Raw genomic sequence first — 20,461 nt, 5'->3', positions numbered from 1 at the left:
TCTTTCGCTCTCCAATCCACAAGGGCTGTCGGGGACGGCAACAGGAAACAGCACGGATGCTGAAACGTTTGTCAGGGATCATCGAGCAACTGCGCGGCGGGCCGGCACAATTGTCCGCCGCCTCTGGACGCTCGCCCCGGCAGTCCTTCTTCTCTCGCTTGCGTGCCAAATACGACGCAGCGAACACAACACTCGACAATCTCAAACACTGGTCGCGCGCCGACGGACTTTCCGCCGCTACGGCCAACAGCCCCGATGTTCGACGGACGCTTCGCAATCGATCGCGTTACGAAGTCGCCAACAACAGCTACGCACGCGGCATTACGCTGACACTTGCCAACGATGTCGTTGGAACTGGGCCGCGACTGCAGATGCTCACCGGTGATGACGCGGCAAATCGGTTTGTTGAGGCAGAGTTCTTCGCCTGGTGCGAAGCGGTTGGTCTTTCGGAAAAGCTGCGAACCATGAGATTGGCTCGGGTCGCAGACGGTGAGTCGTTTGGGTTGCTAACCAGCAATGAGCGGCTAGAGACTCCAGTGAATCTGGATCTGCGTCTGATCGAAGCCGACCAAGTTTCTTCGCCGACGCTAACACCCGACACACGCCGCTACCTCGATGGCATTCAGTTTGATGCTGATGGAAACCCGGTATCGTACGACGTCTTGAAGAATCACCCCGGCGATGGATTCTTTGTCGTCGACGATGAATATGACACCGTGCCTGCAGTGGATGTGGTCCACTACTTTCGCTGTGATCGCCCCGGACAGATTCGCGGCATCCCAGACATCACGCCGGCATTGCCGCTGTTTGCACAACTGAGACGATTCACCCTGGCGGTTCTCGCCGCTGCGGAAACGGCTGCTGAATTCGCCGGCATCCTTTACACCGATGCGCCGGCCAACGGTGAAGCTGATGCGGCGGAACCCTTCGAGCCGATCGAGCTCGAAAAACGCATGCTGCTGACGATGCCTGGCGGCTGGAAGATGGCTCAGATGAAGAGCGAGCAGCCATCGACCACTTACGCGGAGTTCAAGAAGGAAATCCTCAACGAAATCGCTCGCTGCTTGAACATGCCGTTCAACGTCGCTGCTGGGAATTCGTCGGGCTACAACTATGCCAGTGGGCGGCTCGATCACCAGACCTATTTCAAATCGATTCGTGTCGAGCAATCACAACTCGCCCGCGTGGTGCTCGATCGCATCCTGCACGCTTGGCTTCGCGAAGCCATTCTCATCGAGGGCTACCTGCCCAATTCGCTTCGCACACTCGATTCGACGTTCGAGCACCAATGGTTCTGGGACGGACACGAACATGTCGATCCCGCCAAAGAGGCCAATGCCCAAAAGATCCGTCTCGCCAGTCATACGACAACTCTGGCTATCGAATTTGCGCGGCAGGGGCGTGACTGGGAGACGGAACTCAAACAACGTGCGAAAGAAATCGCCCTGATGCGTGACCTCGGTCTGACGATCGAGTCCGAAACTGATTCTTCATCCGAACCCGAAGTCACGGAAGACCATGCCGAAGACGCTGAACCCCAAACCGCTTGAAGCGGAAGCCGAATCCGTCCCCAGTTCGCTGCGTATCGTCTGCGATGACGCCGCGACGATCACGCTAGCAGCGGCTGATCCACCGATCGAAGGTGACGACAAGCCGGCGCTGCGGAAGTTTTCGATGGTCGCTTACACGGGCGGAGCGATGCGGCTTGGCGGTTGGCCTTATCCGGTCGTGGTTGACCTGGCTGGTCTGCGTGTGACTCGAAAGTCACGTCCGATTCTGAAAGACCATGACCGTGGATCAATCGTCGGCCACACCGACGACATCAAAATCAGCGACCGATCACTGGAGGTCGCCGGTGTCATTTCGGGCGTTGGTGCAACGGCTCAGGAAGTGATCGCAACAAGCGAGAACGGATTCCCGTGGCAGGCGTCGCTCGGGGCCAGCGCCGACAAAGTGGTCTTCATCCCGGAAGGCAAAACTGCCAAAGCCAACGGGCGTAATCACAACGGCCCGCTCTACATCGCCCGCAAATCCACTCTTGGTGAAGTCTCCTTTGTTGCACTCGGTGCCGACGACAACACCGAGGCTCGCGTCGCTGCCGGCCAGTCGGAAGAAGATCCGGATACCGGAGACGAAGAAACCACGGACGAACTTGAACCAGTTAACGCGAGTCTCGCCATGAGTACGAAGCCGAAAGCCAAACCGCAATCTCAACCGGTCTCGGCAGTCGAACAAATGCGTGCCGAGGCCGCCGCCGAATCACGTCGCATCGCCGGCATTCGCAAGCTCTGCGGCGACAAGCATCCCACCATCGAAGCCGACGCGATCGAGCAAGGCTGGTCAGTCACGAAGACGGAGCTCACCGTGTTACGCAGCGAACGCCCCAAAGCTCCCGATCAATCGCAACACTCTCCGCGATACAACCGCGAGGTCCTCGAAGCCGCGGCTTGCTTGTCGGTTGGCATCGACGAAAAGACACTTCTCGCCAGCTATGGCGAGCGAACACTCGAAGCCGCCAACCCGCTCCGTCATATTGGCTTGAAGGAACTGGTCGCCGAGTGTGCTCGCAGCGAAGGCATCAATGTGCCGCGTGTCTTCGGCGACGGAACGGAAACCATCCGCGCCGGTTTCTCATCCATGAGCTTGCCGAGCATCATGGAAAACGTCATGAACAAGACGTTGCTCGCAGCTTACCAGAACACACCAATCGCCGCTTTCGATCTCTGCAGTGTCGGCACCGTCTCTGACTTCAAAGAGGTCTCACGCTATCGCCTGCTTGGTACCGGCGGCTTTGAACAGGTCGCTCCCGACGGCGAGCTCAAGCATGGAAAACTGTCGGACCAGAAGTTCACGAACAAGGCCGACACGTACGGTCAGATCCTCACGCTGACGCGGCACGACATCATCAACGATGACCTCAACGCCTTCATGGATATCCCTCGACAAATGGGACGTTCGGGTGCCGAGTCGATCGACGATTTGTTCTTCACGTTGCTGCTGAAAAACTCTGGCTTCTTCTCGTCAGCGAACGCCAACTTCCTGCAAGGTCCCGACACCAAGTTCGGTCCGGATAGCCTGACCGTTGCCAAGACAACTTTCCGGAAGCAGAAGGCAGGTCCAGGCGGCAAGCCAAAGGACCAGAAGCCGATCAACATTCGGCCCGAATACTTGGTGGTTCCGGTCGAATTGGAAACCGAAGCGGAACTTTTGATGGGCTCGGCCCAGCTGATGATCGACGCTCAAGGGTCGCCGACCAAGATCCCCGTCGACAACCCGCACCGCAACAAGTATCGCGTCATCTCCACGCCGCATCTGTCGGATACGTATTACCAAGGTGCGTCTGGCACAGCTTGGTATCTATTCGCGAACCCGCGAGTCCTGCCCGCGTTTGAGATCGTGTTCCTCAACGGACGTCGCACACCGGTCATCGAACGCGTGGAAATGCCGCCGAACACCCTGGGCATGGGCTTCCGCTCTTACATCGACTTCGGTGTGAACTCTCAGGATCACCGCGCTGCCGTGAAGGTCGCCGGCGAGTAATCCTCGCTGCGGTCTCAACTGATTCTTGATCTCTCAGCTTTTTATTTGGACTCCCATGCAAGCTCAATTCGTTCACGACGGCAAACACGTTGACTTTACGCCTGATGTCGACGTTCCGGTTGGATCAATCGTCATTCAAGGCGATTTGGTCGGCATCACCAAGCGCGACCTCAAGGCGGATGTGCTTGGCTCGGTTGCCGTTGAAGGCGTCTTCGATTTCCCGAAAGCCATGGCTAGCGAGGACGAGTACTCGGCCGGTCAGAAGGTGTATGCCACTAATGACGGCATCATCACTCTGATTGACACGAACACGGTGTATCTCGGCAAGGTCGTCGCCGACGTTGCCACGACCGATGAGTTTGTACGCGTGCGTCTCAGTCAGTGATCAACCAAGTGATGAAGCCACGTGAGCAACGCCATCATCGTTCCCGCTGGGGCCACCTTCGTTCATGAAGGTGACACCATTCCATTCGTGCCAGATGTCGACATCGCACCTGGCGACGTTGTCGTTCTGAACAAGCTGGTCGGCGTCGCCAAGTTCGGCATCTACGCGGGGGCTCGTGGCAGCATCACGGTTCGTGGCGTCTTCAGCCTCGTCAAAGATCCGACCACGAACATTCCTGCCGGCACGATTCTTTACTGGTCCGAGATCAGCCATCACGTGATCAAGAACCAGTACGAGCACTCGATGATCGGAATCTCGGTCGAAGATGCTCCGCCGAGTACTCCGGCCGTTCGAGTTCGGCTGCTTCAGTAATCTTGCATCAGGTCATTATTCGCATGGATGCCAAGTTGCGATCTCTCGTTTTGCTTTGTGCCCTCATTGTCTGCACCGGTTGTTTACCGCAACGCGATGTGCAAGTGCGACCGTTGCCGGCCCCGCCGCCGGAGCAGCCCATCGCTAACCTGCCGCCTCAGTTGCATCAACGCAATTGGACTGGCCGGCTAAATCAAGGCAGCTGCGTTCACGCGTCGCTGGTCAATCACCTGCGATGGCTGAATGAGTTTGAACTCGGCGAACGTTGGCGAGCGACCTACAGCGACGGCGAGTGGGACACACGTTTGCGGAACCGGCTCGATGCGGCCGGCATCGACTACAGCTACACAGTCAAAGCTGACCCTCGCTTCCTCGACTGGGCCAATGCCACACGACGTGGTGCGATTCTTTGGTGGAAGCCCGCCCACTGTTGCACCTTTGTCGGATGGGTCGAGCGAAACGGTCAGCAGTACGCCGCGATCCTGGACAACAACTATCCCGGCCGCTTTGAGCTCACGCCACGTGAACAGTTTGTACGCCTCTGGGCGGGTTACGGCGGATTCGCACTAACCGTCATGGAAGACCCCGCCAGTTCCTTGCCCTATCGAAGTTATGAGGTTGTTGATGAAAGATGAAATTCGGATCCGGCTGAGCGTTGGCCTGATCGTCGTGGCGGTCCTGCATGCCGTCTTGCTGGGCGTAGTCTTCACGGCATTGCACCGAGCACCTCGGCCGCAAACCAATGATGACTGGCGACTTCCCACGGCGAGACCAACTCCGCCGGTTGGCCGGAAAATTGAAAAGCTGCCCGAGCCTGCTCAGGTAAACCTCGACGCACAAGGGGAACTCAAGCAGCAATCTGGATACTGCCCGCCGCCTTGTCCGCCAGTTGTGCGACCGACACTGCGACCGTATCGCGTGGTCCCGGCCTCGCCAGTTGTCCGCCCGTCGACGCCAATTCCAGCAACCGTGCCAGCTCCGACGGTTCCTGCGCCGATCATCGTCACGCCAGCGAACTCCGCGGGCAACGCAGTTCCAGAACGTGCGACGAAGCGATACCAGATTGCATTGTTCGTCGGCAACGACGCGAAAAGTCAGCAACTAACGGACTGGTTCAACAAGGACGCCAAGCTCTCGAAACTCCGACAAAGTTGCGAGTTCCAGGTCTACACCGAAAGCAACGCCCTCTACAAGACTCGCTATGCGGACATTGTTCCGGCCAGCCAGTTCCCTGTCGTCCTCTTCCAGGACTCGAGTGGCGGTCACGTTCATGCCGCAGGCTACACAATGTTGCCGTCGACTCCGGCGGAACTGTTCGATGACCTGCGACACGGTTACGAACTCTATCAGCAAACTCGCCAAGCTCAGAAGACTGGCGCTCTGAAGTCACGCGGCTACTCTTGGGATTCAGCGATCTCACCGACGCTTCAACTCTCTCCCGAAGATTGCCCCGACGGTTACTGTCCGATCGAACCGACGGAACCAACGTGGCGACCGTTCGATCGTGATCGAGACCGCGATCGCGAACCACTCTTCGACCGCGATTCCGGTGGACGCAACGCATTCATCTGGGCCGGTGCCGGCGAACTGGCGACGCTCGCGTTGATTGTCGTCGCGATCATTCTGCTCGGATTCATTCTCATCAAGCGAGGCATGTAAGGCTCATGATTCTTGGAATTGCAACCGTTGTCGTCCTGGTACTCGTCGCCGTGGCTTTGCTTCCAGCAAAGAAGCGTGATCGAGACAGCGGCAACCTCAACTTCACTCAGCCGTTTGCCAGGCAAGCCAACTTCCGGCAACAACAGCTCAACGAGGAAGCCGAAGCAATCGCCGACGAATATCAACGGCGAGCCGATGAGGCGTGGCGTGACGAGCTGGGCGAGAAGGCAGCGACGCTGCTCAAGTCGAAGCCGGCATCCACATTACGTTCCACCAAATCGTGAGCGACCTGCTCGCACGTGGTCAGGCTTGGCTCTCTGACAAGTTGACCAAACACGCATCACGCATGGTCACCTACCAACGTGATGAACTGTCGGTCGAGCTTCCCGCAACGATCGGAAAGTCGGAATACGAGCAAGAAGATGGCGAAGGCATCATCACGCGAGCCCAAGTCCGAGACTTTCTGATCAACTCCAAAGATCTGCTCAGTAGTGCCATCGGCACTTGGCCTCGCCGAGGTGACCGCATACTCGAAACGGACGGTGACACGACGTTCATCTATGAGCTTATGTCGATCGGCAACGAGCCGCCATGGCGTTACAGCGATCCCTTTCGCGTCAAACTCCGCATCCATACCAAACTGGTTGATACCATTTCATGACCGCGAATCCCGCCACCGTTATACAGATCGCCGAGAGTGTCGTTGCCGAAATCAACGCCGGCGATTTCAGCAAAAAGAACCTCGCAGCCCAGCGACTGTACGTTCCCAACTTCGACCTCGAAGATATGAAGGAACTGCGAGTCACCGTCGTGCCTCGGGAAGTCGAGTACTTGCCACTTGACCGAGCCAGCAACAAGTTTCACGCAACCATCGACGTGGCGGTCCAGAAGAAGTTCTCCAAGGGTGACGCTAAAGAGATCGACCCGCTGGTCTTCTTTGTCGAAGAGTTGGCAGACTACTTCCGTTTGAAGCGACTCAACTCGCTTGTCGCCGCCCGCTGCGTGAAAGTCGAGAATGCAGTGCTCTACTCCGTCGAACACTGGACGCAGTTCAATCAGTTCACTAGCCTGCTGACACTTACGTTTGAACTGGCCAAGTGATCCATATCCGGACTCGTGTCCGATTCAACCAAGGCCAGGTCCAAAAGAAGGTTCAGGCCGCAAACTTTCGATCGCTCGGGCACGCAGCCGGAACGATTCGACTGACCGCCAAACGGTCGATCCGCAAACGAAAAAAGCCGTCCAGTCCAGGATCGCCACCGCACACGCAGACCGGCATGCTTCGTCGCGTGATTCGCTACGAGGTGAATCGCGACCGTGAGGAAGCTGTCATCGGACCGGTCAACGAGATTGCTGGCCGACTGTGGAACCTGCACGAGTTTGGAGGCGTTTCCACGAAGCGCCGCAAACTCAAACGTCATCGCTTCCGCGTCGGTGAACACGGTCCGATTCGAGTCATCCGGCCTGGCAAGTTTGCTCGGACAAAGTTGCTGACCGGAGCCCAAGCCAACCGTGCGACCCGACTGATCGAAGCAGAAAACGAGCGGCGCGGTACTTCAAAGCCGCGTCGCTATCCCAAACGGCCATTTATGCGGCCCGCCCTCGAAGCCAATCAATCACGCTTGCCCAAGTTTTGGCGTGACAGTGTGAAGTAACTCGCGAGAATCAATATGTCAGCAGAAGTAGTCCTCGGTCTCGACGCCGTCCTCACCATCGATGGCGCCGAGATCAAGAACGTCAAAGACCTGACCGTCAATCTTGAGAAGGCCGAGGCGGATGCATCAACGCGAGCCAACAATGGTTGGAGAGCAACGGTCGGTACGCTGAAAGATGCCTCAATTGAGTTCACGGTGCTTAATAAGAACGGCGACACCTCGTTCGGGATGCTGCAAGGACTCTGGAGCAGCGGCACACCGTGCGATGTCGGCATTTCAGATGCAGGTGGTGCGCTAACGCTGACATGCGAAGTCATGAACTTTAACGTCAACCAAAACCTCGAAGAAGTCGTCTCGGCGGACGTAACACTCAAGCCGACACAGTCTTCGTCCGGTGGCGGGATGAATGTGGGCAGCGGAAGCGGAGCGTGACCGACGTCACATCTTCTTCATTGAACAGAGGCTATCCATCGATATGCCGCGGTTACGCATAGGATTGCCATCACAAATAAGCCAACGAAAAACGTCCAGTATGCGAGTTGCTCGAACGCGACATCAATCCGCTCAGGGAATGTTACTCGCAGTCGAGCAAGGAAAAACGGAATCGGAAAGACCAAGCATAGGAACAGAACAGCTCCAACAGAGCCACGGCCATCAAATATCTGTAGTACTGGCAGAATCAATGCTATCCCGACTATGTACAGAGATAGTTCCACAAGTTCGAAGCAGTCTCGCATAATCCTTTTCCGTTGATTGAACGTCAATTCTACATCGTTTTCATGCGTACTGGCTTTGCGAGACGAACTTGCCCCTTACGCAGAATGAAACCTAGAAGTTTATAGCAGTTTTTACCATGCAGAAATTCATTGATCGTCGCGGTCGGGTATGGATCGTCGATATCGATAATACGACGCTTCGCCGCGTGAAAACACTCACCGACGTTCGTTTGCTCGATGCCATTGATGGCGATTTGATCAATCGTCTGGCGACCGATCCCTTGCTGCTGGGCGACGTGTTGTTTGCGATTTGCAAACCGCAAGCGGACCAGCAAGATGTAGACGATGAAGCATTCGCCGAAGGATTGGCGGGCGACGCAATCGATGAAGCCTGCAAAGCGGTTGTCGATGCTTTGGTGGCCTACTTCCCGGAGTCCCGTCGCCGTCTTCTGCGGAAGGCGGCCGACAAACAGCGGATGATCGAGACACGGGGACTCGAAGCGATCGAACGGAGACTGGACGATCCGACACTGGTGGACTCGATCGTGAGCGAACTCGAACAGAAACTCGGGGTGCCGACGTTGAGCGCATCGTCATCGAACTCGCTGGCGTCGTCGGAGTCGATCCAGGACCACTCACCCTCCGCCAATTGATGCGCATGGCGGATGCTCGGCGACGCCACGACTGGAACATCGCCTCGAGCGTCATGGCACTGACCGCTGAGATCAATCGCGATCGACGGCGTCGTCGCAAGCCGTTCAAGCCCGATGACTTTAATCCGTACACGGCCGCCAAGCCCGTGCCCGCCCAGGCAACCGTCGAGCAGGTTGCCACTCTTCTCGGTGCTGCGTTCACGCCTTCTAGCCCATCGCTTCTAGCAAGTAGCCATTCCCCATGTCGCAAGTCCGAGCCGGAGCCGCCTACGTCGAACTGCTGACCAAGGATGCAGCGTTCGTGAAGGGGCTTCGATCTGCTCAGAAGCGACTGCAATCGTTCGGGCAATCAACTCGCTTGCTCGGCACGAAACTCATGGGACTCGGCGCCGCTGCTGCGGCTCCTCTGGGCGGTAGCGTGGCCATCTTCTCCAACTTCGACGATGCCATGCGCGGTGTCGCCGCGATCACGCAAGCGACGGAAACGCAGCTGGAGTCGCTACGCAATACCGCCAAAAAGCTCGGTGCAACGACCAGCTATTCGGCCAGCGAAGTCGCCTCGCTGATGACGGAACTCGGTCGTGCCGGTTTCAAGCCGGAGCAGATCGAGCGAATGACCGCCGCAGTGATGAATATGGCTCGCGCGACCGGTACCGACGCCACACAGGCCTCCGGCATCATGGCCGCCACCATCCGGCAATTTGGCATGGAAGCCGGCGAAGCAACGCGTGTCGCCGACGGTTTGACCGCCGCGGCGAACAAATCATTCAACACGGTGGAATCGCTCGGCGAAGCCTTGTCTTATGCCGGTCCCGTTGCCGCCGATGCCAACATGAGTCTGGAAGAAACTCTGGCGGTGCTTGGAACACTCGGCAACATGGGCATCCAAGGTTCATCGGCCGGTAACGCCATGCGTCGATTGCTGACGATCAGCGCAGCGGAATCGGAGAAGTTTCAAGCCGTCTTCGGTGTGGCAACCAAGGATGTCAAGGGCAACGCCCGATCGCTGGTCGACATCCTGGGCGAAGTCGCTGCAGCGACCGCGAACATGGGCACCGCCGAGAAGGCGGAAAAACTCAACGAAGTCTTCGGATTGCTGGGCATCACGGCTGCCAGCTCCATCGGGAAATCAGTCGCTGATACGCGTGAGCTGTACCAAGAACTTCAGAACGCCGGTGGAATAGCGGCAAAGACATCGGAGGAAATGGAAGGCGGTCTGGGCGGCGCGTTTCGGATTCTCAAATCTTCGATCGAAGGCGTCGCCATCGCAATCGGCGAATCGCTCGAAGGTAGCGTCACCAAGATGGTCAATGCGTTTAGCCGGGCTGCTTCAGGGGTGATCGAGTGGATCAATAAGAATCAAAAGATTGTCAAGATTGCGGCGGCAAGTGCGGTCGCCATCATCGGAATCGGCGCCGCACTGTTCACGCTTGGTTCGTTTGCCGCCGCGGCATCCTTCGCCGTTGGAGGCTTGGCCAGCATCTTTAGTTTCATTGGTGCCTCCATCGGCGTGATCGTCAGCGCCGTTGGCATGTTGTTCACGCCGCTGGGCCTTGTCGTCGCTGCCATCGCTGCCCTCGGTGGCTATTTCCTGTATTCCACCGGCATCGCTGGCAAGGCGATCGAGTACCTGGGCACCGTCTTTGAAGTTCTCAAAGCTGAAACACTCGCCGCTTTCGGTGCGATCGCCAACGCGCTGGCGGCCGGCGACATCACTGCAGCCACCGACGTGCTTTGGTCGTACCTGAAACTGCAGTGGATCAAAGGCACTACCTTTCTGCAAACCAAATGGGCCGAGTTCACTCAGTACATCGCGGATGTCTGGGCGGACTCGGCGTATGCCGTTGGTGACGTATTGATCGGTGCGTTGTCCGGGCTAGCCGGTGTGTGGAACGACACGCTCGGATTCATGGCGGACGGCTGGACCATTCTGACGTCCGCGGTCCAGAAAGGCTGGAACAATACGATCGGCTTTCTGAAGAAGGGATTCCTGAAACTGCACGAACTGGTCGATATCGCCGGTGACGTTGCCGTGCAAATCGGTGGCGTACTGATCAATGCCCTGGCTGGCGTTGAGAAAGCATGGGTTGAAACAGTCGACTACTTGGCCGACACATGGACCGTGTTTGTCGGCCAGGTGAAATCGATGTGGAATTCGACGGTCGGCTTCCTCAAGAAGGCATGGATCAAACTCAAAGCTCTGTTCGACGACGATATCAATGTCGACGTCGAAATGGCCAAGATCGACGCCGATACCCGCGCGGCCGAAGCAGCCGAGCAACAGCGTCGCAACCAGGCAATTATTGAGCGGCAACAGCGACGATCGAAACGGAAACAGCAGATCGAAGCCAACCGCATCGAGATGCAAAAGGGCATCGCGGCTCAACTCGAAGCACGGCGCAAAGCACGTGAAGGTCGCGATCTCGATGCGGAAATGCAAGCCATTGACGCGGAGACCGATGCTAAGAATGCGGTCGTCGATCAGTCGAAACAGCAACAGTTTCGGGAAAACGATTCTGCTCAGGCTCAACGACAGCAACTGATCGAAGACACCACGGCCGGTGTCCAATCCACCCTCGACCAAATGCGGGCGGAGTCCAAAGCAGCTCGTGAGGCAGCGCGTACGAATGAGTTGGGCGATCGCCAGCGGGAACGAGACGAAAAGGTTGCCGCAGCTCAAGCCGACTTCGAGGCCGCCATTGATCGGGCGAACAATGCGACCGCACCATCCGACCGCACTAAACCTGGTTCCCCACCTGACATTGCCGAGCCGCCGAAACCGCCGGCGCTGCCTGAACCGATCAATCGTGATGAGGTCAATATTCCCCCGGTCGATCTCCCCGGGATCGATGATCCCGAACTGCAGCCTCCGAACCCGAAGGATCTAAAACTCGGGATCGATCCAGATGCTCAGGCATCAATGGATCGATTTGCAGACGGTCCCGACAACACGGCGCAAGTCGAGTCGGCAGGCAACTTCGATTCCCGTGGATTGGGGCTCGGCAGTAGTGCGAGAAAGCTGGAGCCTCTGAAGCTCGATCCCATCGAGCCGTTGGACGAGGAGGTAATCGCGGCGCCGCAGCTGAAAATTCCGGAGGAAGATAAACCTGTCGTCGAGGCAATGGCAGTAGTGGAGCCTGAAGCTGATGAACCGGCCCTGGATGTTGTTGCCATCAACGAAACCTTCGCCTCGGTCCGTCAGTCGCTCAGCGAATTCGATTTGGCACTCAGCGGTGCCACGTCGCGTTTGCAGCTTCCCGCTTCGTCCGGTGATGGCATCACGGAGGACATGAAACGGGCGATCATCGCGACCGCGGAAAATACGCGTCGGCTCGTCGAGCGATCGAAGTCCGGAGGCTTGGTGTTTAGCTGATGAGCTTTTCGGCCGGCGGATACAACTTCGAGACCGCGGCGCTCTCCGAAAAGGCATCGCGAGGAAAATCGCATTCGGACTTCGTCGCCTATGTTGCGACCAACGGTGGCGCAGTCGATCCGGCGGCGGCTGCCAGCGCCGCCTACGGCTATTACAAAGCCAACTTCCCGGACCTGATTCCGTACCTGCAGATCGACGCTGAGTTTATCAACGCCAAACACGCGTTGGTCAGCGTCACTACCAACAAGACCAAGCTCGATCCGGTCTCGTTCAACACGACCGGAGCAACCACGCACCTCAATCAATCGCTCGGTACCCGCGGAATCTATCCCGCACCGGGCAAGGTCGCTCCGATCTACCAGGGCGCGATCGGCGTCAGCGACTCCGGTGTCGAAGGCGTCGATGTGACTGTACCGGCATTCGAGTTCTCGGTGCGGAAGAAGTTCGAGTGGGTTTCGACCGCCTATCTGTTGGCCGTCGTGTCGATGACCGGTCGCACGAACTCGACCAATTGGTCGATCTTTTCACCCGGTGAAGCCTTATTTCTCGGCGGCGAGGGTGGCGAAGACGATCAGAATTGGGTCGACATCACTTATCACTTTGCCGCGCGTCCGAATCAACCGGCATTGTCCGTTGGCGCAATCTCGGGAATCAGCAAGCGGGGATGGGACTACTTGTGGGTCCGGCACGATGAAGAGGTGGTCGGCGATCGCGTTCTACGCCGTCCGGCTGCCGCCTACGTCGAGCAAGTCTATCCGGAGGGCAACTTTAACGCGCTGGGCATCAACTGATGACACGACGAGTTCGCCCCGGCGACCAGTACAATATCACCGCCACCGAGTACAACCGGCTGTTGGCGGCGGCTGATGCACTGCATAAGAATCGGTTGCCCGGTGGAGGCGGACCACGGACGCACCTGCAGAATGCGGCGACGGTTCGCGTTCACAACATCACAACGCAGACGATTCCGATCGGTGGCGCCGCTGGTTTTATTCAGCCACTGACCGACCCGCTCGACGGTCCGGTCGAACTCGCTCGATTCGTTCGCGATGCGACAATCAAAGTCGGCAAGCCCGGGGCGAGCGATTCAACGGGGCGAGTGGGCGTCGCGATCGAACCGATCGCCGAAGACAAGGTTGGTCGCGTCGTCTTCGACGGTGTCGTCGCAGCCCAAGTCAACATCACCGAGACCTGGCATGACTTCGCCGACGCATCACTGTCGCCGAGTTTCTATCTGGAATCCAAACCAGAGGGATCGGCCCAGATCCTTTGGCGACGTAATCCGTCGGAAACCGGTTTGCAGTGGGCGGTCGTCCGAGTGGGCCATCCGACCGACATCGCCTATCTGGTCAAGGTTCCGGTCGGCGGCATCAGCGCCCGCCAAGGCACAACGACCGGCAGCGGGACATGTGATCTCCACCGACTGGACCAATCCGGCAACATCGAACCGGTGTTGGACGTCGACGGTGAACAGGTCCGCATTGTTGCTCGGAATCACTCGGCCCAACGGATTCGCGGGCCAATCGAAGGTTCCGGGGACCAGTATCTCTCGGTCACCTTCGATGGCAACCAGTCGTGGGTGCTCGACCCTCCCAAGCAGACACTACTCTGCAAACCGACCCGCCGGATCAAAGCCAAATCCTGGGGCACGGCTCGCGAACTGCGATTTGACGGGTCGCAGTGGCGGCCAGTCGGCGTCAAAGTTTCAGTCTACAACGTCTGCGACTACGCGCTCTTGGCATCGCAGCAGATCGTTTGCCATTTCCACGAGGACACATCGGCCTACCTTACGATTGGGTGCCGTTGCTGCGATGGCAGTAGCTCAAGCTCCAGCAGCTCATCGTCAAGCAGCTCCTCGTCGAGTAGTTCATCATCCAGTGACTCGTCGTCCGGCAGTAGCTCTAGCAGCGCATCGTCGAGCCAAAGTTCGTCGAGCAGCCTGGGCTCATCCAGCTCGAGCAGTCTTTCGTCGAGTTCCAGTAGCTCGCTTTCCAGCTCTTCATCAAGCTCGCTTTCGTCGTCGGAATCCAGCAGCTCCTCGTCATCATCAAGTCCCAGCTCATCCAGCAGTTCCGTCAGTTCGTCGGAATCCAGCTCAAGTCAGTCATCGAGTTCATCCAGTTCGTCTTCCGGCAGTTCCTCATCGTCCAGTTCGTCTTCATCCGACAGCAGCTCATCATCGAGTGACTCAAGTTCGTCCAAAAGCAGCCAATCGAGTTCATCAAGCGGATCCTCGAACTCGTCAAGCCAGTCATCCAGCGACAGCTCGGCGTCATCCTCTGACTCGTCAGAATCATCCGATTCGAAGTCTGAATCGTCCGATACATCCAGCTCCGATTCCTCATCCAGCGATTCGAGCGCGTCATCGGCAAGCAGCAGCGACTCCGGATCAAGCCAATCCGAAAGCGAATCAAGTCGGTCGGTTAGCTTCCCGAGCGTCGACAGTTCATCCAGTTCCGCCAGCTCCTCCGGATCAGGATCGTCAGATTCATCGTCGGGATCCGATTCAGCCAGTTCGTCCGGATCTGAATCAAGTGAATCGGAATCCGAAAGCTCCAGAAGCGAAAGTGACCTATCCAGCGGGAGTTCCTCGCGTTCTGAATCTTCGAAGTCTCAGTCTGAATCGAGTGATTCAGGTAGCGACTCGGAAAGCGAATCGACAAGTCAGTCCTATTCTGAACCAAGCCAATCACGCTCAGATTCCGACAGCCAGTCCGCTAGCAGCCTAAGCCAATCGGAATCAAGCCAATCCGAGTCAACGTCTGAGTCAGAAAGCGAATCCGAATCCACCAGTGCATCACAGAGCGAGCCAAGCTATTCACGCGATTCATCAACGAGCGAATCTTACTCACTGAGTCACTCCGGCTCCGGCAGCATTTCGGAATCGGCGAGCGACTCGACAAGCGTTTCAGATTCCAATAGCGGCTCCGATTCAACATCACAAAGCGACTCCGGCTCAGGATCCGTCAGCGAACCGAGTGGGTCCCAGCCATCATCGGCGAGCGATTCGGACTCTCGAAGCGGTTCCCGGTCGCAAAGCGATTCAGGCTCAACGTCAACAAGCGATTCGCATTCTGGATCTCAAAGCGGCTCCGATTCACGCTCCCATAGTGATTCTGAATCGAGCTCAGACAGTGACCGCCCCAGCGACAGCGTCGACGATCCCAGCGTGGAGGATTCCTCGGCGAGCCAGAGCGAGCCTCCCTCAGAAAGTCATCGGTCAACCTCCGAATCCGATCGGCCGAGTCAAAGCAGCGACCATAGTTCCGATCGCCCCAGCGAAAGCAGATCTGAATCCAGCGAAGGATCGGAACGACCGAGCCACAGTGCCAGCGAACCACCGTCCGAGGACAGCAGCGGATCGAGTGAACCGTGCAATAGCACCTGGATCTGGTCCTGCGGTTGGGAACTAGTCGATAGCGACTGCGAAGATCCCGGCGAGCCACCGAGCAGTTCCGGAGCCTACGACGGTCAAGTTGCAGGGATGACGGCATGATTCACTGTCCGCACTTGACCCAAGACAACGCCTGCGAAGTCGCCGGGCAAATGGCTGGTTGCAAGGTTCGCACAATCCCCTCGGCTTGCAATGCCTGCCAAGCGAACGACAACCCACGAGCGATCAACCTGGTCACGATCGGCATGGCGCTGGTCAACAAGAGACGCCGCAAACAGGACACACGCGAACTCGAATCTCTGCTCCGCAATTATCTGCCCGAGCGTGATGAACGCGAGACGATCAAGATCGATCGCTTCCGTCCTGGTCCTGGCAATGAACTGAAACGCATGTTGGCCTGGTTTGCCAAACCCAGCGAAACGTGCAACTGCGAAACCCGGGTCGACACGATGAACGACTGGGGTGCGAAAGGCTGCCGCCGCAACATCGACACGATCGTCGACTGGTTACTCGAAGAAGCCCAATTAAGAGGTCTGCCCCATGGAAGGTTTACGGCTCGAATCGCCCGTGGACTCGTCAACACCGCCATCCGCAAGTTCGAACAAAAGTTCCCCGAAGGGGCATCCGAGCCGAACGACGATGCTGAAGAGCCATTCGATCGTTGATCGCTGCTTCCTGATCAACCTCGACCGCCGGCCCGATCGATTGCGGGAATGGCTCGAACAGTTGCCCGATCCGTGGCCGTTACCCGAACCCGAGCGTTTTCCGGCAATCGATGGTCGGCACGTCGCCACACCGCCGCAATGGCGAGCCGGAAACGGAGCGTGGGGCTGCTACCGATCGCATCTATTGATCTTGGAAAAGTGCCTGACCGAACAGATCGATTCGTATGTGGTGTTCGAGGATGACGCGGGATTTTCCGAGGACTTTCCCGCGCGATTCCGCGCATTCGTCGATGAGTTGCCGGCCGATTGGGGACTGGCCTACCTCGGCGGCCAGCACCTTTATGCCGGCAAGCATCCACCGCAGAAGGTCAGCGAACATGTTTATCGCCCCTACAACGTCAATCGCACCCATGCGTTCATGGTCCGCGGTCGCGAGAACATGAAAGCGTTGTACCGGCATCTGACATGGAACGACTGGCACCACAAACACCACATCGATCATCACCTCGGTCGCTTCATTCAACGCCGCTATGAAGCACTGGTCCAAGGCAAGAACATTCAAAAGGAATCGATCGCGGTTTATACGCCGGACCGTTGGATGGCGGGGCAGTTGCCAACCAAATCCAACATCTGCGGCCGGAAGTGGAATCAGACGCGGTTCTTCAACGACGCCCGCAACGCCGATCACTCGGACGCACCATTCTTTGGTGTTCTCGGGCCGCACCGCGCGGGCACCTCATGTGTTGCGATGGTCATGCATCATCTCGGAGTTCACATGGGCAACCAACTCGGTGGCTACGAGGCGACCGGCGGCGGCGAAGCGGTTGGACTCGCGCAGCTATGCGAGAAAGCCATGCGGTTCCCGGCGACCGATCCGGTGATCAGTGACCAGCAGTTGATCCAGCAACTGAAATCTTGGGTTGTCACGAGAAAGTCAGAAGCCAATCGTGACAAAACGGTCGCCGGGGGAAAATATCCACATCTCTGTCGTTTCGCAGAGCATCTGCACACGGCACTCGGCGATTCACTACGAATCATCGCTGTAAACCGCGACATCGAAGCCTCCATCCGCAGTTTGCAAGATCGCTCCCGCAAGCACGCCGGGCAGTGGTTCGCTGCCGACGATGAATCTTGCGACCGTCTGCAGCGGAGCCTTTTGGAACACCGTGATCGATTCATCGAAACGCATCCAGAGGTTCCGGTCTTCAAGATCGAGTTTGCCGAGCTGACCGCGGAGCCCGATCGCGTCATTGGCGAATTGATTGAATTCCTCGGCATTGAACCGACCGAAGACGAAATCGCCTCGGCCATCGCGCACGTCAACCCAGACCTTCGAAAGCATGGGTGAGCCAATGGTGGAAGCAAGACCATTCACGCCCGACGACATCACGTTCTGCATCAAGACGATCCATCGTCCTTGGGCATGCCATCGATTGGTTCAGTCGCTACGAAAGCACTTCAACCAGCCCAAGATCGTGGTCGTCGATGACGGCCGGCCAGAATTGCGATTCTCGGAAAAATATTCCGACATGGCCAAGCACTGCCATGTGATCAACCTCGACCGGCACGACGTCGGAGTTGGCGTTGGCCGCAACACGGCGATCGACGCCGCAGAAACCGAGCTCATCTTCTTACTCGACGACGATCACGTCGTCACTCCGGACCTGCACTTCAATCGAGTTTACGATCGATTTCAGGAGCATGACATCGATATCCTCGGCGTCCGACAGGGCGGCGGCGGTCGGCCACTATTGTTTGCGCCCCTGATGAATGGCCGGCGAATCTGGATGTTCCGAGGCGAACACCGGCGCATTGGCCCGCTGGCCTGGTGCGACATGTCCAGCAACGCATTTCTCGCGCGTCGCGACACGATGGCCAAGCTGCGATGGGATCCCGAGATCAAGACCTACGAACACTGGGAGTTTTTCTATCGGGCCAGCCACATTGAAAAACTGAAAGTCGCCGTCGCGGAGGACTGCATGGTCGTTCATGCCCACGTTGGAGCGAAACACTACGGCGATCTGCGCTGTCGGCCAAAGTTCAGGAAGCTCGGCCTTCGCAAACATGGATTCCATTCAATGCGATACCCGGGAGGTGGCATCGTCCATGCGTGATCAAGTCACCTTCTGTATCAAGACCATTCATCGACCCCAGTGTTGTGCCGCGCTCGTGCAGAGCATCCACGAACACTACGGAACGAATCGCCCGGCGATTCATGTGCTCGACGATGGTAAGCCGGAACTGCGATTCTCGACCAATTGCCCGACCGAAACGGCGATGGTGGACCAATTGATCGAGACAGATTTCGACATTGGATTATCCGCCGGGCGCAATCGATTGCTTGACGCTGGCGGGACGCCGATCGTTGTCTTCACCGACGACGATCATTTGGTGACGCAGCGAACAAGACTTCCGGAACTGGTCGACAAGCTCAACAAGCACAGCGACATCGATCTGCTTGCTGCCCTGAGCAACGATGAAGAGCGTCCACGATTACTGAGAAGTAACGGTCGTCGTCTCCGTATCCATCGTGGCGTTCTGAAACAACGTGGCTCGATTCGGTGGTGTCATTACGTCGGCAATTGCTTCGTCGCCTACCGCGACATTCTGCAAGCGATCCGTTGGGACGAATCGCTGAAAGTTGAAGAACACTGGGATTTCTTTTGGCGATGCAAAGTCGCTGGCGTCAATGTGGCCTGCGACGTTTCCCACTCCTTCAAGCATGAACACATCGATCCGCCTGGCTACAAGCGACATCGCCCGCAATTCCTGAAACGCGGGCTCGAGAAACACGGATTGGAAAAGGTGATCTGGCGATGATCGATCTGCCCGCCCTGGAATACCACGTCGCTCATGGTTGCAATCTCTCCTGCCAGCAGTGCAGCCACTACAGCAACTTTCACGTCGCCGGCAAGTTGCCGACCATTGAGGACGCCGACGTGGAGTATTCGAACTGGTCGCATCGATTGAAGCCGACGCGATTCGCGCTGCTAGGCGGCGAGCCACTCTTAAATCCACAGATCATCGGGCACATTCAGCTCGCCAGACAGCATTGGTCTGATAGTCATTTGATGTTGGTGACGAACGGTTTCTTCTTGCACCGATTTCCCAAGTTGCCGGAAATCCTGCTGGAAACGAATTGCCGCCTCGAAGTCAGTCAACACGGAACTCACGAAGCCTACGTGCAACGGTTTCGGGAGGTGAAGCATCTCGTCTGGCGATGGCGCGAAGAGTACCCGGGCATCCAAATCAAGATCCGACAGTCGCATCGAGGTTGGATGCGGCAATACAACGTCGAGGATGGCAAGCCGATTCCTTTCGAATCAAAGCCGGCCGCGGCCTATCGAGTGTGCATGCAAAAGACCTGCACGCAGCTCTACCGCTCAATGCTGTGGAAATGTCCGGCGTTAGCCTACTTCAACCAAGTCGAAGCCAAGCTGAATTTGCACCACCTACCGCAGTGGCAGCCATTCCGCGATTACCATGCCTGCCCGCCCGACGCGAGCGATGCTGAAGTTCACCGGTTCTTGCAACGCAAGGCTATTCCCCAGTGCGGTCTATGCCCCTCTGACCGCACCAAATTCGTTCATCCAAATCCATTGCAACGGAGTGCCCTGCGATGACACCGCATGATTCATTCGAACCCGAGATGCCGCCGCCTCCATTCATCCCGCCGTTTGATCCGCCGGGAAGTGAATCACCATTGTGGCCAGCCAATCCCGACCCGCCGGAAGGCTCCAGCACCGACGATGAAACTTCAATTTCCGGTTCGCGACCCGACTGGTGGCCCAAGGATTGGCCGTGGCCGCCCGAACCCGAAGAACCCGTCGTGATTGAAGCCCCGCCACCGATCCACACCTGGCCGCGGCTTCCGCCCGATCATCCGTATCACGTTCCGCCCGGCTACTCAGCGCCGGACAACCTGCCGCCGGGGCACCCCGGCGAGTACTACCCAGGCATGCCGCCATATCCCGTCGTGCATCCAGTCCAACCCGACGAAGAATCATCGAATGATGGCAGCGAGTCTTAACCTGCTGCAATTTATCGAC

Annotated in this window: 22 protein-coding genes; all 22 read left to right on the top strand. The window is 57.5% G+C overall.

Features of this window, described 5'->3' with window-relative positions:
• Positions 1 to 56 precede the first annotated feature (56 nt).
• Positions 57 to 1,550: a phage portal protein gene (locus FHS27_RS06400; protein WP_184303240.1), complete on the top strand. Its 1,494-nt coding sequence runs from the start codon at positions 57 to 59 to the stop codon at positions 1,548 to 1,550.
• On the top strand, positions 1,519 to 3,540 hold the full coding sequence (locus FHS27_RS06395) for a phage major capsid protein (RefSeq protein WP_184303237.1): 2,022 nt from the start codon (positions 1,519 to 1,521) through the stop codon (positions 3,538 to 3,540). The genes FHS27_RS06400 and FHS27_RS06395 overlap by 32 nt, the downstream gene beginning before the upstream one ends.
• A 55-nt stretch (positions 3,541 to 3,595) precedes the next feature.
• On the top strand, positions 3,596 to 3,925 hold the full coding sequence (locus FHS27_RS06390; protein ID WP_184303234.1) for a DUF2190 family protein: 330 nt from the start codon (positions 3,596 to 3,598) through the stop codon (positions 3,923 to 3,925).
• A gap of 21 nt (positions 3,926 to 3,946) precedes the next feature.
• Entirely contained in the window at positions 3,947 to 4,297 is a 351-nt protein-coding gene (locus FHS27_RS06385; RefSeq protein ID WP_184303231.1) for a DUF2190 family protein, read from the top strand.
• A gap of 23 nt (positions 4,298 to 4,320) precedes the next feature.
• Positions 4,321 to 4,932: a hypothetical protein gene (locus FHS27_RS06380; protein ID WP_184303228.1), complete on the top strand. Its 612-nt coding sequence runs from the start codon at positions 4,321 to 4,323 to the stop codon at positions 4,930 to 4,932.
• Positions 4,922 to 5,956 (top strand): hypothetical protein, encoded by a 1,035-nt coding sequence (locus FHS27_RS06375; protein ID WP_184303225.1) that lies wholly within the window; start codon positions 4,922 to 4,924, stop codon positions 5,954 to 5,956. The genes FHS27_RS06380 and FHS27_RS06375 overlap by 11 nt, the downstream gene beginning before the upstream one ends.
• Before the next feature lie 5 nt (positions 5,957 to 5,961).
• Entirely contained in the window at positions 5,962 to 6,240 is a 279-nt protein-coding gene (locus FHS27_RS06370; RefSeq protein ID WP_184303222.1) for a hypothetical protein, read from the top strand.
• The gene (locus tag FHS27_RS06365) at positions 6,237 to 6,617 is read left to right on the top strand and encodes a hypothetical protein (RefSeq protein ID WP_184303219.1); all 381 of its coding nucleotides are present in this window, start codon (positions 6,237 to 6,239) and stop codon (positions 6,615 to 6,617) included. The genes FHS27_RS06370 and FHS27_RS06365 overlap by 4 nt, the downstream gene beginning before the upstream one ends.
• On the top strand, positions 6,614 to 7,057 hold the full coding sequence (locus tag FHS27_RS06360; protein WP_184303216.1) for a hypothetical protein: 444 nt from the start codon (positions 6,614 to 6,616) through the stop codon (positions 7,055 to 7,057). Before FHS27_RS06365 ends, FHS27_RS06360 begins: the two co-directional genes overlap by 4 nt.
• The gene (locus FHS27_RS06355; RefSeq protein WP_184303213.1) at positions 7,054 to 7,611 is read left to right on the top strand and encodes a hypothetical protein; all 558 of its coding nucleotides are present in this window, start codon (positions 7,054 to 7,056) and stop codon (positions 7,609 to 7,611) included. Before FHS27_RS06360 ends, FHS27_RS06355 begins: the two co-directional genes overlap by 4 nt.
• Positions 7,612 to 7,626: 15 nt before the next feature.
• Entirely contained in the window at positions 7,627 to 8,043 is a 417-nt protein-coding gene (locus FHS27_RS06350) for a hypothetical protein (protein WP_184303210.1), read from the top strand.
• 421 nt (positions 8,044 to 8,464) lie between these two features.
• The gene (locus FHS27_RS06345; protein ID WP_184303205.1) at positions 8,465 to 8,980 is read left to right on the top strand and encodes a hypothetical protein; all 516 of its coding nucleotides are present in this window, start codon (positions 8,465 to 8,467) and stop codon (positions 8,978 to 8,980) included.
• The gene (locus FHS27_RS30735; RefSeq protein ID WP_221224909.1) at positions 8,980 to 9,264 is read left to right on the top strand and encodes a hypothetical protein; all 285 of its coding nucleotides are present in this window, start codon (positions 8,980 to 8,982) and stop codon (positions 9,262 to 9,264) included. Before FHS27_RS06345 ends, FHS27_RS30735 begins: the two co-directional genes overlap by 1 nt.
• Positions 9,222 to 12,353 carry a phage tail tape measure protein gene (locus FHS27_RS06340; RefSeq protein ID WP_184303203.1) on the top strand — a complete coding sequence of 1,044 codons (3,132 nt, stop codon included), beginning with the start codon at positions 9,222 to 9,224 and terminating at the stop codon, positions 12,351 to 12,353. The genes FHS27_RS30735 and FHS27_RS06340 overlap by 43 nt, the downstream gene beginning before the upstream one ends.
• A complete protein-coding gene (locus FHS27_RS06335; RefSeq protein ID WP_184303200.1) occupies positions 12,353 to 13,144 on the top strand; it encodes a hypothetical protein in 792 nt (263 codons plus the stop codon). The genes FHS27_RS06340 and FHS27_RS06335 overlap by 1 nt, the downstream gene beginning before the upstream one ends.
• On the top strand, positions 13,144 to 15,849 hold the full coding sequence (locus FHS27_RS06330) for a hypothetical protein (protein WP_184303197.1): 2,706 nt from the start codon (positions 13,144 to 13,146) through the stop codon (positions 15,847 to 15,849). The genes FHS27_RS06335 and FHS27_RS06330 overlap by 1 nt, the downstream gene beginning before the upstream one ends.
• Positions 15,846 to 16,412 carry a hypothetical protein gene (locus FHS27_RS06325; protein WP_184303194.1) on the top strand — a complete coding sequence of 189 codons (567 nt, stop codon included), beginning with the start codon at positions 15,846 to 15,848 and terminating at the stop codon, positions 16,410 to 16,412. Before FHS27_RS06330 ends, FHS27_RS06325 begins: the two co-directional genes overlap by 4 nt.
• Positions 16,387 to 17,760 carry a glycosyltransferase family 25 protein gene (locus FHS27_RS06320; protein WP_246419170.1) on the top strand — a complete coding sequence of 458 codons (1,374 nt, stop codon included), beginning with the start codon at positions 16,387 to 16,389 and terminating at the stop codon, positions 17,758 to 17,760. The genes FHS27_RS06325 and FHS27_RS06320 overlap by 26 nt, the downstream gene beginning before the upstream one ends.
• Positions 17,753 to 18,526: a glycosyltransferase family 2 protein gene (locus tag FHS27_RS06315; protein WP_246419168.1), complete on the top strand. Its 774-nt coding sequence runs from the start codon at positions 17,753 to 17,755 to the stop codon at positions 18,524 to 18,526. Before FHS27_RS06320 ends, FHS27_RS06315 begins: the two co-directional genes overlap by 8 nt.
• On the top strand, positions 18,519 to 19,232 hold the full coding sequence (locus FHS27_RS06310; RefSeq protein ID WP_184303192.1) for a glycosyltransferase: 714 nt from the start codon (positions 18,519 to 18,521) through the stop codon (positions 19,230 to 19,232). The genes FHS27_RS06315 and FHS27_RS06310 overlap by 8 nt, the downstream gene beginning before the upstream one ends.
• Positions 19,229 to 20,035 carry a radical SAM protein gene (locus tag FHS27_RS06305; RefSeq protein ID WP_184303189.1) on the top strand — a complete coding sequence of 269 codons (807 nt, stop codon included), beginning with the start codon at positions 19,229 to 19,231 and terminating at the stop codon, positions 20,033 to 20,035. The genes FHS27_RS06310 and FHS27_RS06305 overlap by 4 nt, the downstream gene beginning before the upstream one ends.
• On the top strand, positions 20,032 to 20,442 hold the full coding sequence (locus tag FHS27_RS06300) for a hypothetical protein (RefSeq protein WP_184303186.1): 411 nt from the start codon (positions 20,032 to 20,034) through the stop codon (positions 20,440 to 20,442). The genes FHS27_RS06305 and FHS27_RS06300 overlap by 4 nt, the downstream gene beginning before the upstream one ends.
• Positions 20,443 to 20,461: the final 19 nt, after the last annotated feature.

This window comes from Aporhodopirellula rubra (genome assembly GCF_014192335.1).
GTDB lineage: Bacteria > Planctomycetota > Planctomycetia > Pirellulales > Pirellulaceae > Rhodopirellula > Rhodopirellula rubra.
The sequence above is the reverse complement of the archived record's forward strand: the minus strand, read 5'-3'. Positions and strand labels throughout refer to the sequence as shown.